Raw genomic sequence first — 15,102 nt, 5'->3', positions numbered from 1 at the left:
CTAACTCTTTGTTTGAGGAATAGCTACCAACGATTCTGAGCTTTATCCTTTCCCCATATTAGGGTAGCCAAATAAGGATTATCAATGAACGGATTGCGATTGCCTTGAGCTTGTTGAATTACCTCATTGCGATTGATTTCAATAGCAGACACAGGGTCTTCAGCATTCCATTTCAGGAACAAATTAATTCCCTCTCTCGAGATATCTTCTCCTAAATCCTCGTTGTAGCGTAAGTTCAGATATAGTACCATTCGGGCTACATCACCCTTCCACTCATCACCAGGGTACCAGCTGTTGCCGTTTACTAACCTTGCACTGCCACTGCCACTAATGAACGGATAGTTAGCACGTTTTGAGTTTACGTTAGAGTCGCAATACCTTAGGTGATGCAAGTCTCCTTTGGCAGTATTACCAATTTTAGATTGCGGGTAGACGTGTTCCGTATTCACATTATTGTTTCGGGAGCTGCGTACTTCACCAGTGTAGATTAACACTACTTTGTTAGCATCGTTTGCTGAGCGGTCTGCTGTGGGTAAATATTTGTGTCGGCTACTATATTCCAGAAAAGTAGAGTGTTTCTCAATGGTTAGTGTAGCCAATTCATTGAATAAAGCCTGTCCTGCTTTGGTAAAATCTACTGACTTATAGTAATCCTTCAACATAGGCGGAATAGCAAAGGACGTATTGTTATTAGGTTCTTTTTCGGTAGTGAAGTGATGCTTAAGGTCTGTTGCTCCTCCTTTGCCATCACGTGCGGTGATAGTAATGTTATAAGTAGTGTTAGGCTTCAGATTAATGATTGTATAATGAGTTGCTTGTATGCTTCTAACATCAATATTATCTCCTGAAATAGAATACGTAACATAGTCACCGTCTGGGTCAGTGGCTTCTGTCCAAGCAATTGTTGCTGTATTGGTAGTGACGTTCATTACCCGAACAGCAAAGCTATTAGGTGGTCGGTTGTTGGTATCTGTTGATTTGGAACTACAGGCAGCAAGGAAGCAAGTAGCAAGGAATATAATCTTATTCATAATACATATTATTTTTTGGGTGTCAAAGGTATAAAAAAATATACGAAATAGAATCATTATACCGAAGCTAAATGTGTATGCCATTCAAACTGACAAGCATAAATATAAAAAACCTTCACTTTAAAGTTGTAAAGTAAAGGTTTTTTATTCATAAGCTCCGATTAAAATGCTTTAATTCGGTACATCATTCCAATACTGAAGCGATTGGTGTGCGTATTCAGTGCGTCTGTTACATAAGTGTACTTACGACCGACATAAGTTGCAAAGAAGCGTAAGTCTTGGTCTTTAAACGGCAGGTACTCAACCCCTACGAAATACCCGAAAGAATTACGTTCACTATCTTTGAAGTTAGCAGGAAGGTCACTCTTACCTACACGAGCTGTCTCATACATAAACTTTCCGAATATGTTCCAGTGTTCGTGTGGCTGATACTCGGCTTTGGTAACAAAGGAGTTATAAGTGGTTCCTTTAAGAGCCCCCTTGTGTTCTATTCCAAGAGCTTCAGGATAGATAGAAGCATACCCAAATCGGTCAAGCCCCTGATTAGCCATCATATAGTCGAAGAACATCTGGAACTTAGGTAAGTTTAACATCGTACCAAGCATCACCATAGTTCCGCTGTGGTTTTTAGCTTCTTGCTCGTACCCAACACCCCAACGCGTTTTGATGAGTCCGTCCCACATTGAGCCGTTCCAATTGAAGATATAAGCAAGTGGTGCGGTAGTTGCTTTTATATCCTTATTCTCAGGGTAGAGGTCATCAAACTTGTTTGTTCGGCTGTTCGTTACCTGAAAGTTCAATTCGTGGTTTTCATTAGGGGCGTACGTAAGCATACCACCCACCATAAAGTTATCCATATGCTCTACAAAGTCAGAATACTCATAGATGTTCATCGGGTTGAGGTCAAACTCAAATCCGCCCCACGCTTGACACATCTTACCGGCAGTAAGTGTCCACTCCTCATTCAAACGGAAACCTGCATACATCATATCGGTAGCACGTGCAAGGTTATCAAGAGAAGCTCCTCCGTTCGAGCGGTTTAATCGGTGACGAAGACGATAGAATATGCGTTCGTTAATGTTTCCTCGAAACTCCAACCGAAGTTGTCGTGCCATAAAATTAAAGTGTGTGTCTGCATCTTTTGCAGTCGTAGCATCAAAACTTGACTGAAAATTCAAATACACATTAAACTTATCTGACTTGGTTTTCAGCTCATCAATTTGCTCCTGAAAGCCTTGTTGTGCTATTGCAACACTTCCTATCAAGAAAGTCATTGCCGTACATAAATGTTTCATAATTAGTATAATTAAATATGATATTGGTCTGTTGTACTCCTAAAGCTATTCCATATATGTGTGCATTAGATTGGTTTTACATATATATTATATTGCTTATTAGAGTGTTTAATTTTTGTTCTACTTAAATAAATAACGTAGAATATTCGTTATAGATAACTACACTCGGTTGTGTGTGATACTCTTGCTTGGTTGTGTGTTTGCATAACACACGGACGAGTGTGAGTTACTTGCTTTATCCGACTGTGATAGTTCCTTCAAAAGTAGTCTTTCTTGGTTCTTTAAGGAGTGATTTTCCTTGACTAAATTGAGTGACTATACTTAGTTCGTATGACCCTGATTCTAAATCTGCAGGAACAAGAATAAGCAATCTCGAAGGCTCATTGAACACGATGTCTTCCTCAGGAAGTTTTGTTTCCTTACCTGTGTCGATGTTTCGTAGGTATACGCCATTGTTCGGTGAACTACCTGCAATTTTAAGATATGCCCCTTTGATTTCAACATTCTTTCCTTTGGTTATAGAACCATCAGTCTTCTTAGTCGCACTATCGGTGACGCTCAGTATGGTCATCGGGTCTGCCTGTACACCAAGTATTTCCACGGCGGTTTGTGCTACTTCCTTGCGTAGTTCAGCACCTTGTGTTATACTAATTTGCACATTATGTATTTCTGGATTCCACGCTTTTTCACGGAACACGCCACGTATGGTAGGACGCATATACACCAATCCAGTATTCACATTGTAACCCTCTAAGACCATTTCTGCTACTTTACGATTGAAACGGCTAATAATGTCCTGAGCTGTTTCTGTGCGTATCTCCATACCCTCTTCCTTCAGGCTTTGGATAATGTCTTGCATCGAAACGCTCCCTATTGTTACTGGGACTGCGATAAAATCAGTCGTATCGCCTTTTGTTAAAAGGTTAGGCTTAAGCCAAGCTTTCATCTTTCCCATAATCATAGTATTTTTAATAGTTAATAATTTCTTTTTGCACGTCGTACTTCTGTGAAAGACACTTTGCAGTGTTAGAATATTGTTGTTTGAAATTAGCTTACACCATATATATTATATAGGTATAGTGTTTGTATGGTGCAAAGATGTCTTTCTCAGCTGTACGTTGGTAATAATATCCTATTGAATATATTGCTTTGAACTAATATTCATTAAAGTACTGTTGTATCTGTTTCCAGTCTTTTGTTTTAGTAAGAGCAAGTAACAGTAACACACGGGCTTTTTGTGGGTTGAGGTTTTGTGCTGCTACGAAATGATACTTAGCATCATCTACCTCTGCATCTAATGTGGTTGCTCCGAATGGTACACGAGATGAACGCACCACTTGAATACCTTTCTCCTGAGCTTTAATAGCTAAATCGAACAAAGTGTGGTAGAAGTTACCATTACCCACTCCAGCATATACGATACCATCAAACTTAGCATCTATAAAGGCTTTCATTGGTAGCTCGGACATATTAGCATATCCGTACACGATGCCTACTTTCGGCAGCGATTTTAGGTTATCCACATTGAACACGGATTGCGTGGTGTGTTTGCTTTGTGGAGCTATACCGAAGTAAGGTTTGCCATTATGTATGTAAGCTAGTTTACCATAGTTCGCTCCTTGAAAGGTTTCTACTGCGGTAGTGTTAGTTTTAACAACATCTTTAGCACCTACAACCACATCGTTCATACATACCATCACTCCTTTGCCCACAGCATTAGGACTTGCAGCTACTGCCACAGCATTGTAGAGGTTCGCAGGACCATCAGCACTCATTCCCGTAGCCGGACGCATTGCTCCGACCATCACTACAGGCTTGTTGCTATGAACGGTAAGGTTCAGAAAGTACGCAGTTTCCTCCATTGTATCAGTTCCGTGTGTGATGACTACCCCGTCGTAGCCTTCCTTGTTAAGCAGTTCGTTGATGCGTTTTGCCAGTTTGAGCCACACATCATCGTTCATATCTTGCGACCCGATTTTAACGAGTTGCTCTCCGCTTACCTCCGCGAGGTTCTTTACCTCAGGTACAGCTTGTAGTAGTTGGTAAATACCTAATTCACCTGCCTTGTAGTTACTTTCGGTAGATGATTTACTTACCCCTGCAATGGTACCTCCCGTTGCGATAATACGTATCTTCGGTTTCTGCCCGAAGACTGCTAATGACATCAATAAGCACAATGTCAAAGCAATTTTGCTAATAGCTTTTTGCATATATTAATTATTTAAAAGTTATTTCGGTTGATAAATTAATAAACACCAGAACTTACGTTATCCCATTGTCAGTACAATAATGTATCCTACAGCGAGAGCAACAATCGTGGCAACAAAGCCTGGTACTTGAAACGAGTGATTCAAGACATACTTCCCGATGCGGGTAGTTCCAGTGCGGTCAAAGTTTATCGCAGCTACTACCGTTGGATAGTTAGGAATGAAAAAGTATCCGTTTACAGCAGGGAACATTGCAACCATCGTCATAGGAGGAATCCCTAACGCTATCCCCAGAGGATATAACGTCCGTACGGTTGCCGCCTGACTGAATAGTAATATTGACATCACAAACAAAGCCAATGAGAACAAGAACGGATATTCAGTTACAATATGCTCAATGCTTGATTTCAAGAACTCTAAGTTGCCTTGAAAGAAGGTGTCGCCCATCCAAGCAATCCCAAATATAGCGATAACGGCTTGCATTCCCGCTAAGAAAACACTTCCTTTTACGGCTTTAGTAACATCAGCCTTAGTAATGATAAAGATAAGCCCTGCCACTGTCATCATTACAATTTCTATAATTTCAGGCATTCCCAGTTGTGTGCCATCAGCAAAGATAGGACGCAACGAAGAAACTGACCCAAATAGCACGATAGAAAGCACTCCACATAGGAAAATCCATACGGCTGTTTGTGCTTTGCGTTGTTGCTGTGGCGTAAGAGCCTTTTTAGCATCTTGCGAATTGCCAATTAATCCCTCTGCTAACCGACGTTGGTATTCAGGGTCTTTCTCAAGAGGTACCCCAATGAAGTTAACAGCAATTGCACCTACGATGACACCTATTAATGTTGCTGGGATACACACCATTAATATATTGCTGAGTTCTATTCCGTGTGAGCCGAGTAAGTCTTTGCTTAACAAAGCTGCTGTAGCCGCCGAAATGGGACTTGCAGTGATGGCTTGTTGTGAAGCGATTACCGATATACTCAAAGGACGCTCCGGACGTACCTTGCTCTCAGTAGCAATCTCGGCAATAATGGGTAGGAGGGAGTATGCCACGTGTCCTGTACCTGAGAAGAATGTGAAGAAATAGCACACCACAGGGGCGAGGAAAGTAACCATTGAGGGATTTTTTCGCAAGATTTTTTCTGCTACTTGTACTAAATAATCTAACCCTCCTGCCGATTGTAATGCTGATGCTGCGGTGATGACAGCAACAATCATAAGCATAACATCAATAGGAGCACTGCCAGGTTTCAGCCCGAAGACAAAAACTAAAATGGCTAACCCCATCATACCGAAGATACCCAGCCCGATACCTCCAACTCTAGCACCAATAAATATGGCAGCTAATACCACGAGAAGTTCGATGTAAATTAACAGTTCCATAAATTAAGTTCTTTTGTGTGCTAAGATAATGAATATTTCTTAAATTAACGCTATATATTTACGAAAAATATAAAAATATATTGTCGCTCGGAACTTAATGAGTTTGAGCAGTGAGTGGAACTAAAAAATAAATCAGAAATTGGCTTAATTGCTCCAATTCCTGACTTTATTACACTTGTTTTTTGTGATATCTATGTTTCCATTTGGTGTGATTTGTTTTGTGTATGCTGTGTTTTAATGTTTGACTCTCAATATAACTGAAGATTTACTTTTTGCCAAAAATAAACCAGATATTTTGAATTGTAAAATATCTGGTGTCTATAATATAGTATTGATTAGATAGTTATTTTTCTTTTTTTCGTCTGTTGTGTTCTTGCATTAATAAGGAAAGTTCACGTCCCATTTGTCCCGCAACGGAAGTATTTTCTTGAGCTCTGCGTATCAGGTAAGGCATTACCTCACGTACTGGACCAAAAGGAAGATATTTAGCTACATTGTATCCCAATTTTGCTGCGTTAAAACTGATGTGGTCGCTCATTCCATAGAGTTGAGCAATCCAAACGCGTTTATCATTGTGGTTCAATCCCTTCTCATTCATTAAGTCCATCACCAAAGCCGAACTTTTCTCATTATGAGTTCCAGCAAAGAGTGAAATACGGTCGGTATGTTCAAGAATGTATTTGATTGCAGCATTGTAATTATCATCGGTAGCCTGTTTTGACGCACAGATTGGGGTAGGATACCCTTTTTCTATAGCTCTTTCGTTTTCTTTTTCCATATATGCTCCACGAACAACTTTTACTCCGATATAAAATCCATTAGTAATGGCACGTTGGTGAAGTTCTTTTAGGTAAGGTAATCGGTCGTGGCGATACATTTGTAAAGTATTGTAAACGATAGCTTCTTCTCGGTTGTATTTCTCCATCATTTTTTCGATTAAATCATCGGCTGCGGTCTGCATCCAGCTTTCTTCAGCATCAATCATAATGGGGAGCTTGTAGGCGGCTGCTTTACCACAGGCTTGGTCGAAGCGTTCAACGATTCGTTCCCACGCTTTTTGTTCTTCTTCGGTAAGTGGTTGTTTCTCAGAAATTTTTTGATATATGGAAATTTTTCCAAATCCTGTAGGTTTGAAAACAGCAAACGGAGTTCCAATGTTTCGATTTTGATGTACAAAGTCAATGATTTCCATCGTTTTCTTAAAAGTTGCCTCGAACGATGCTTCATCTTCCTTTCCTTCAACAGAATAGTCCAAAACGGAACTCACACCTTTTTCGTGCATTTTTTTGATAACAGGTTTACAATCTTCCTCTGAAACGCCTCCACAAAATTGATTAAAAACAGTTTTTCTGATGAGCCACTCCACAGGTAAATGCAGTTTTAGGGAAAAGTTAGTCAGTGCAGTTCCAATGCTAATTAAGCTATTATTCCCAATGAAGCGGAAAAGCCAATAAGCCCTTCCTAATTCGAAATTGTCTTTCAATGCGAAAGCAGTTTTTGTATCGCTAAATCGTGTAGCCATTTTAAAAAAATTAAGCGTTAAACCTGAGTATTTTTATAACAACCGAAAAGTAAAGAAAGTTTTGATAAGTTTTTCGGTTTCGCAAATATATAGATTTTTTTGTCTGTATTTCATTTTTTATAATTATTTTTACCCGAATTTTTCAGAAGAGAATTTTATAGAATGAACATCAAAATCAAACACACACAAAATCAGCATAAATGAAAAGTATAAAGCAAGTGCATTTCAAGGAATTTGGATTTTCGTTTCTTAACGATTTGTTACGAGAGAAGAAATATTCGAAGATTTTTATTTTGGTAGATGAAAATACCAATCAGCTTTGTTTGCCGTTATTTTTACCAGAAGTAGAGACAGAAACTCCTATTGAAATCATTGAAATTGAGGTGGGAGAAGAATTTAAAACCATAGAAACTTGCACACAAGTTTGGTATGCTTTGTCAGAATTGGGAGCTGACCGTAAAAGTTTGTTAATCAATTTGGGAGGTGGCGTTGTGACTGATTTGGGTGGGTTTGTTGCTTCAACATATATGCGAGGTATTGATTTTGTGAATGTCCCTACTACACTTTTGGCAATGGTTGATGCATCAGTTGGAGGAAAAACAGGAATAGATTTGGGTGTTTTGAAAAACCAAATAGGGGTGATTAACAATCCATTAGGCGTAATTATTGATAGCCGTTTCTTGTCTACACTTCCCTCTGAGCAATTGCGTAGTGGAATGGCAGAAATGTTCAAACACGGAATTATTCAGTCTGAAGAGTACTGGGATAAAATGCTTAATTTGAGTGGTTTAACTCTAAATGATTTAGATGGATTAATTTATGAATCAGTATTGATTAAAAATCGTATTGTGGAACAAGACCCTACGGAAAAAGGTTTGCGAAAAACACTTAATTTTGGTCATACTTTAGGTCACGCCATTGAATCATATTGTTTGCAAAATACTGATAGACAAACATTATTACACGGAGAAGCAATTGCTATTGGAATGATTTTAGCGGGATTTCTTTCCGTTGAAAAATTAAATTTTCCAGAAGAAAAATGCTTTGAAATAAAAGAAAATTTATCTCAATATTTTGAAAAACAAACTTTTAAAAAAGAAGAAATAGCGGAAATTATCAATTTGATGAAATTTGATAAAAAAAATTCACACGGAAATATTAATTTTGTGCTTTTGGAAGATATTGCCAAACCTAAATTAGATTGTTTAATAGAAGAAGAATTGATTTACAAGGCTTTTAATTACTATATGGCATAAAAATACTATGAAAAAATTATACGTTTTGCTTTTTGTTTTCAGCTTTGGGATTTTATCTGCACAAACCTATTGGAAACAAACGCAACTCACAGAAAAAAAGGAGCAAAAATCAGGTTATCAGTACTATACGTTGGATAAAGAAGCTTTTGAAAAGGCTTTGGGGGCTACAAAAAATTTGGTAGCTAAAAGAGAAACTACAATTCAAATTCCTGATAGTGAGGGAAATATTGAAAACTATCGGATTGAACCAATACAAGTACTTTCAGAAGATTTGTCCGAAAAATATACAGATATAAAAACCTATGTGGGTTTTTCAACTAAAAATCCCTCAAAGACAATTCGTTTTACGTGGTCATCTTTTGGTTTGAATGCGATTATGGGAGAAAATTTCGAACTTTCTTTTATAGAATCGATTAATGATGAAGGAACGGAGTACAAAGTTTATCAACGCAAATCTTCAGAAAATGAGCATTTTGAATGTAAAACATTAGAAGAATTAAAGTCAGAGAAAAATAATAAAACTCGTAGAGCTACTTACCAGACTGATAATCAAGTTCGAACATTCAGAATTGCCATTGCCACAACATATCAATATACACAATACTTTGGAGGTAAGGATAGGGCTTTCGTTCAAGTTGTTAGTACCATAAATCGGGTAAACCAAGTTTATGGAGCTCAATTATCAATTCAGTTCCAGATAGTTTCAGATAAATCCATTTTATTTGATAATCTAAAAGAAGACCCTTTTGCAAATGTTAACTATGAAAATTGGCTTCAGTCAGAATCTGGTGTATTACAAGGAACATTGGATAGGAAAGTTGGTTCAGATAATTATGATATAGGACATCTATTTCATAACAGAAATTTAGGAGGAAATGCAGGTTGCATAGGCTGTGTATGCGAGGCAGGACGTAAAGGGAAAGCCTTTTCTTCGGTTCGTTTTAGAAGAGGTATGGATATGGACTTTTTTGATATAGACATCTTAGCTCACGAAATTGGTCATCAAATGGGGGCATACCACACATTTTCATATGAATATGAGGGAACAAATTCTCAGGTAGAACCAGGTAGTGGCTCCACCATAATGGGATACGCAGGAGTTATTGATAATCAGAATGTACAGAAGAAAACAGACCCGTATTTTCATCACAGAAGTGTGTATGATATTATGCAGTCAGTTAAAGGAAAAAGACCTGCAACAATGCTTCCTTCTTCGAATAATCCTCCTGAAATAGACAACTTGAAAAGTTATACCATTCCACATAGTACAGCTTATTTGTTGGAAGGTTCGGCTACTGATGCTGATGGAGATAATTTACTGTATACTTGGGAACAGTCCGATAGCAGGGCAAGGGGAAATTATTTATTTTCTCCCACCTTAAAAAGCGGAGCTACAGCACGTTCTCTCCCTCCTTCAACTTCATCAAAACGCTATATTCCCAGATTGAGCCGTATCGTTTCGGGAAAACTCACACAGAGTAACCCGCCCATTGGTTCGGAATGGGAAACTGTTCTGACAATAGGGCGGACACTTAACTGGTCGTTTATGGTGTTAGATAAGAAACCAGCAACAAATGCTATGGGAAGTAGTGTTTACAAAACAATTCAAGTGGTTGTAGATGCTTCTGCAGGACCTTTTCAAATAACATCACATACCGAAAATTCCAGTTGGTTTGCAGGACAAAAACAAACAATTACTTGGGATACAGCAAATACTAACACAGGAAGCATCAATGTTAAGAAAGTCACTGTTTTGCTTTCAACAGATGGAGGAATTACTTTTCCACACGTATTAGCCAAAGGGATAGATAACAATGGGATAGCGAGAGTTACAATTCCTAAAACACTTCGTACTACACAAGGAAGATATATGGTTAAGGCTGATGAAAATATATTTTTAGCAGTAAATTCTGGTACAATTACAATCAAAGAAGATGAGGATACCGATGGAGACGGGATTCCATCAAGTGATGATAATTGTCCTGAAATTCCTAATCCTGACCAAGCTGATTTAGACAAAGATGGTATAGGAGATGTGTGTGATGATGATTTAGATGGAGATGGAGTGCCTAATACAAAAGATAATTGTCCTAAAATTCCTAATCCTGACCAAGCTGATATAGATAAAGATGGTATAGGAGATGTTTGTGATGATGATATGGACGGAGATGGATTTTTGAATGAAAGCGACAATTGCCCAATGGTTTACAATCCTAATCAGGAGGATTTAGATGGTGACGGAATAGGCGATGCTTGTGATAATGATATTGATGGCGATGGAATTGAAAATTCAATTGATAATTCATTGGATTATGTGTTGATTTCCAATGCCTTTAGTCCAAATAATGATGGAGTAAATGATTACTTTACAATTTTACGAGCCGAAAATTATTCCCAAAACACATTTCGGGTATTTAATCATTTGGGACAATTGGTTTATGAAGTGAAAGGATACAAAAATCAGTGGAACGGAACAGGTTCTAACGGAAATAAGGTTCCACAGGGATCTTACTACTATATTTTTACGTTAGACAATACAGACATTTACAAACGACAAGGTTGGATATTTATCAATTATTAGAGATGAAAAAATATATTCATAATATCTTATTTGTAGGAATAGCATTGTTGATGTTTAGTCAATTAAAGGCACAGGAGCCAAGCTATATCTTTTATAATCAACATAAAAACTTAGTAAATCCGGCTGCGGTAGGAACAGAAAAAGGACATACAATTTCTGTGGATATTCGCAATCAGTGGCAGGGAGTTGTTGACGCTCCTCAAACTCAAACGTTCTTTACCACACATAAAATTAATGAGCGTATCGGTTTGGGATTTTCCATAGCTAACAATAAAGTTTTTATACAGAAACAAGCGGGTATCTATGCCGATTTTTCATATTCTTTACAGATAAGTGATAGTACGAAAATTTATACGGGACTAAAATTTGGGGGAGATTTTTTCAACATAGATGGAAGCCGTATTCATACTTATACAACCCCACATAATACGCGTTACGATCCTTATTTACAAACAATTTCAGGAAAATTTCAAATAAATATAGGAACTGGGATTTTTTACGAGCATCCTAAATTTTATGTAGGAATATCCGTTCCTAATTTATTGGCTTCCAAAGAGGTTAAACTTAAGGATGATGTGGTAACTTCGGTGGCTGAAAGGCTTCATTTTTATGCTTTGGGCGGATATCATTGGAGCTTATCCAACGAATTTGAATTAAAGCCAATGATGCAAGTACGCTTCGCAAAAGACATAAGTCCGTCATTTAATTTTACTTTGGCTGGAGTATATCTGAAAAATAGCGAAATAGGATTGACATATCGTACTGATAATGCTCTGGGAGGGTATGTGTTGTTCTCCATTCCGAAATACTTTGTGAGAGTGGGGTACGGCTATGAAGGGGTTACAAAATCACAATTGAATTTGTATGCACGAAATTCACACGAATTTTTGATACAATTCAAGTGGTAAAAATTGCTATAAGTAGCTTTCAAAAAATTTGTAATAACGATTAATCAATTTCATAGGGAAGTATAAAAATTTCTTAGTGGAACTATTAGGGGAAAGGGTATTAGGGTGAGGATTGAAGGTAAGTAAATGGAAATGAGAGGGATTTGCGTTATATCTCTGTGGTTTGCACAGAGGGATAAAGTGCAGAAGATGTGGATTTGTGCAGAAGTTCCGTTACCAAATCGTTAGTTCATTCTCCGAATGGTAACGAGGAGGCAGGAGAAGGTAACCGACAGAAGAGTGTTCGGTAACTCACCTTTCTGTCGTTGCGATTCTTATGCTTTGTATCACAATGTTTTGCGTAGCTGAAAACGCTTTGGTAACGGGTAACTTTGCCCATAAAAAAGAAGCGTATGCAAACAGACAAATTCAAGGTGTTGCTCTACCTGAAAAAGAGCGGATTGGACAAGTCGGGGCAGGCTCCGATAATGGGGCGTATAACTTATGGTCGAACCATCGCCCAATTCAGTTGTAAGCTATCGTGCAACCCGAAGTTGTGGAATGCTCGTGAGAGCAGACTGAACGGCAAGAGCCGTGAAGCAGTGGCAACGAATGGCAAGTTGGAACACTTGCTTCTCTCGGTACAGTCAGCTTATAGAGCCCTTTGTGAGCGAGGGATTGTCTTTACAGCGACGGACATCAAGGAGCTGTTTCAAGGCAGTATGCAAACTCAAAGCACCTTTCTGGAGCGATACGACCGAATGGTCGAAGATATGGAGCAAAAGGTGGGAATAGAAATAAGGGCAACGACTTTGAACAGCTATCACACTGTTCGCAAGCACTTACAAGCCTTTATCCGAGAGAAGTACCACACGGCTGACATTCCTTTCGGACAGATGGAAGAAGATTTCTTGGAATGTTTGCAACATTATTCTGTTGGGAAGCTGGGACATTCGCAAGCCTATTATCATAAGATGGCATTAGCCGTGAAGAAAGTCTGCCGTTTGGCGTATCGGGAAGGATTAACCGAGCGACAACGGTTCGCTCACATACAGATTGAACGGGGAGAGAACAAACAACCTCGTGCCTTGGATAGGGCTTCATTGGATAAATTGCTGGGATTGACCTTTGAGCCGTATGAAGTGGAGCTGGAAACTGCTCGCAATCTCTTTCTCTTTTCCTGTTATACGGGCGTAGCCTATTGTGATATGGTAGCCCTTAATCAAGAACACCTCTTTACGGACGATGAGGGGGCATTGTGGCTGAAGTTCCGCAGACAAAAGACAGATACACTTTGTCGTGTAAAACTCTTGCCCGAAGCAGTGTGTTTGATAGAGCGGTATCAATCGGATGAACATACCACGCTCTTCGTTCCCATTGCTTATCCTGCTTACCGTGTCCAGCTTAAAGCCCTGCAACTTCGGGCAGGTATCTCCATTCCCCTTTCGGCACACGTTGGTCGCCACACTTTTGCGACCTTGATTACTTTGGAACGAGGTGTTCCCATCGAAACGGTAAGCCGAAGCTGGGACATAGTAGCATCCAAACGACCGAGCGATACGCCCACGTCACCCCAAAGAAACCCTTCGATGAGTTCGAGCGATTTCTCTCTTTCACCGAAGATTTACAACTCTCTTTGTGACATTCAAGAATATGCCCTCAAAAGCACCTAAGCTTTTCCGAGAAAGCAATAAAGCTTTTGCCCGAAAGTTTAGGAGCTTTGGGAGATAAAGTAATTACCATTCATACAGCAGACGAAAAGATTATGCGCAGTACCTTCAAAATCCTATTCTATATCAATAAGAGCAAGACCAAAACGGACGGCACAACAGCAATCCTTTGCCGTATCACCATAGACGGAGCGAACGTGGTGATAACCACAGGCGAAAGCACCATTCCCCACGATTGGAGCGTGAAGCGAGGAGAAACAACGGACAAGAAGACCAACCAACGCCTGCAAGCTTTTCGAGAGGAAATCGAGCAAGGGTACAATACCTTGCTCTACAAATATGGAGCAGTGAGTGCCGAGCTTCTGAAGAACCATCTGCAAGGCATCGGGAGAAATCCGACGACACTTCTTGCCCTTAGTGCGGAAGAACTCAAAGCCCAACGAGAAAGCAAGAGTGTGGGAACATATAGCAACAATCGATTTTCCGACAAGCAGCTCAATTCCTTTGTGCGAAGTCGTGGAGGGGAAGATATTTCCCTAACGGCTATTACGATAGAGTTCTTTGATGACTATCGTTTCCATTTGAAGAAGGAGGGCTATGCCCCTGCAACCATAAACAGGCATTTGTGTTGGTTGAGCCGATTGATGTTCCGAGCCGTCAGTCAAGGGACAATACGTTTCAATCCGTTTGAAGAGGTGAAGTACGAAGCCGTAGAGCGCAAACCTCGTTTCCTATCCAAAGGTGATGTGGCAAAGCTCTTGGCATTCCCATTACAGGAGGAAGGTGCAGAACTAAGCCGAAGGATGTTTCTTTTCTCCGTCTTTACAGGTTTGGCTTTTGCCGACTTGCAGAGCCTAAGAGTTTCGCAAATCGAAACGAACAGCGAGGGAAAGCGATATATCCGCAAGGCAAGACAGAAAACGGAAGTGGAAAGTTTGATACCCCTGCACCCGATAGCGGAGCAGATACTTTCGCTTTACACCAAGGAGCAAAGCAAAGGAGATTACAAGATATTCCCCGATACGATGAGCAAAGGAAAGCTACTCACCCATCTCAAAGCTGTAGGCTTGGCGTGTGGCATTCGTACTCCGCTGGGCTACCACGTCGGTCGCCACAGCTTCGGCACGCTGACTTTGGAGGCAGGTATTCCGATAGAAAGCATCGCCAAGATGATGGGACATTCGTCCATTGCCAGCACGCAAATCTATGCCCAAATCACCGACCAAAAGATTGCAAGGGATATGGACATGTTGATACGATAAAG

General features: G+C 39.6%; 12 protein-coding genes. 6 read left to right on the top strand and 6 right to left on the bottom strand.

The window, feature by feature from the left end:
* Positions 1-23 precede the first annotated feature (23 nt).
* The 6 genes from YW9_RS0101430 to YW9_RS0101405 form a co-directional block, all read right to left on the bottom strand.
* On the bottom strand, positions 24-1,031 hold the full coding sequence (locus YW9_RS0101430) for an endonuclease (RefSeq protein ID WP_018278392.1): 1,008 nt from the start codon (positions 1,029-1,031) through the stop codon (positions 24-26).
* A gap of 161 nt (positions 1,032-1,192) precedes the next feature.
* Positions 1,193-2,326, bottom strand: a complete 1,134-nt coding sequence (locus YW9_RS0101425) for a porin (protein WP_026193724.1) — start codon at positions 2,324-2,326, stop codon at positions 1,193-1,195.
* Between the two features lie 235 nt (positions 2,327-2,561).
* On the bottom strand, positions 2,562-3,281 hold the full coding sequence (locus tag YW9_RS0101420) for a DNA-binding domain-containing protein (RefSeq protein WP_018278390.1): 720 nt from the start codon (positions 3,279-3,281) through the stop codon (positions 2,562-2,564).
* A 199-nt stretch (positions 3,282-3,480) separates the two neighbouring features.
* Complete coding sequence (gene ansB / locus YW9_RS0101415) at positions 3,481-4,536, bottom strand: L-asparaginase 2 (protein WP_018278389.1); 1,056 nt, start codon at positions 4,534-4,536, stop codon at positions 3,481-3,483.
* 57 nt (positions 4,537-4,593) lie between these two features.
* Positions 4,594-5,922, bottom strand: a complete 1,329-nt coding sequence (locus tag YW9_RS0101410) for an anaerobic C4-dicarboxylate transporter family protein (protein WP_018278388.1) — start codon at positions 5,920-5,922, stop codon at positions 4,594-4,596.
* A gap of 343 nt (positions 5,923-6,265) precedes the next feature.
* On the bottom strand, positions 6,266-7,444 hold the full coding sequence (locus tag YW9_RS0101405; RefSeq protein WP_018278387.1) for a proline dehydrogenase family protein: 1,179 nt from the start codon (positions 7,442-7,444) through the stop codon (positions 6,266-6,268).
* A gap of 200 nt (positions 7,445-7,644) precedes the next feature.
* Here YW9_RS0101405 and aroB point away from each other — a divergent pair, with 200 nt between their 5' ends.
* The 6 genes from aroB to YW9_RS0101380 all read left to right on the top strand — a co-directional run bounded on the left by aroB (position 7,645) and on the right by YW9_RS0101380 (position 15,100).
* Complete coding sequence (gene aroB, locus YW9_RS0101400) at positions 7,645-8,700, top strand: 3-dehydroquinate synthase (RefSeq protein WP_018278386.1); 1,056 nt, start codon at positions 7,645-7,647, stop codon at positions 8,698-8,700.
* 7 nt (positions 8,701-8,707) lie between these two features.
* Complete coding sequence (locus YW9_RS0101395) at positions 8,708-11,281, top strand: reprolysin-like metallopeptidase (RefSeq protein WP_018278385.1); 2,574 nt, start codon at positions 8,708-8,710, stop codon at positions 11,279-11,281.
* Positions 11,282-11,283: 2 nt separating this feature from the next.
* On the top strand, positions 11,284-12,189 hold the full coding sequence (locus YW9_RS0101390; protein WP_026193723.1) for a PorP/SprF family type IX secretion system membrane protein: 906 nt from the start codon (positions 11,284-11,286) through the stop codon (positions 12,187-12,189).
* Positions 12,190-12,520: 331 nt separating this feature from the next.
* Positions 12,521-12,703: a hypothetical protein gene (locus tag YW9_RS13670; protein ID WP_231555625.1), complete on the top strand. Its 183-nt coding sequence runs from the start codon at positions 12,521-12,523 to the stop codon at positions 12,701-12,703.
* A complete protein-coding gene (locus tag YW9_RS12370; RefSeq protein WP_231555624.1) occupies positions 12,657-13,841 on the top strand; it encodes a site-specific integrase in 1,185 nt (394 codons plus the stop codon). Before YW9_RS13670 ends, YW9_RS12370 begins: the two co-directional genes overlap by 47 nt.
* Before the next feature lie 26 nt (positions 13,842-13,867).
* Positions 13,868-15,100, top strand: coding sequence for a site-specific integrase (locus YW9_RS0101380; RefSeq protein ID WP_018278383.1), 1,233 nt, complete (start codon positions 13,868-13,870; stop codon positions 15,098-15,100).
* Positions 15,101-15,102 lie beyond the last annotated feature (2 nt).

The sequence above is a fragment of the Capnocytophaga cynodegmi DSM 19736 genome (assembly GCF_000379185.1).
Taxonomy (GTDB): Bacteria; Bacteroidota; Bacteroidia; order Flavobacteriales; family Flavobacteriaceae; genus Capnocytophaga; species Capnocytophaga cynodegmi.
The sequence above is the reverse complement of the archived record's forward strand: the minus strand, read 5'-3'. Positions and strand labels throughout refer to the sequence as shown.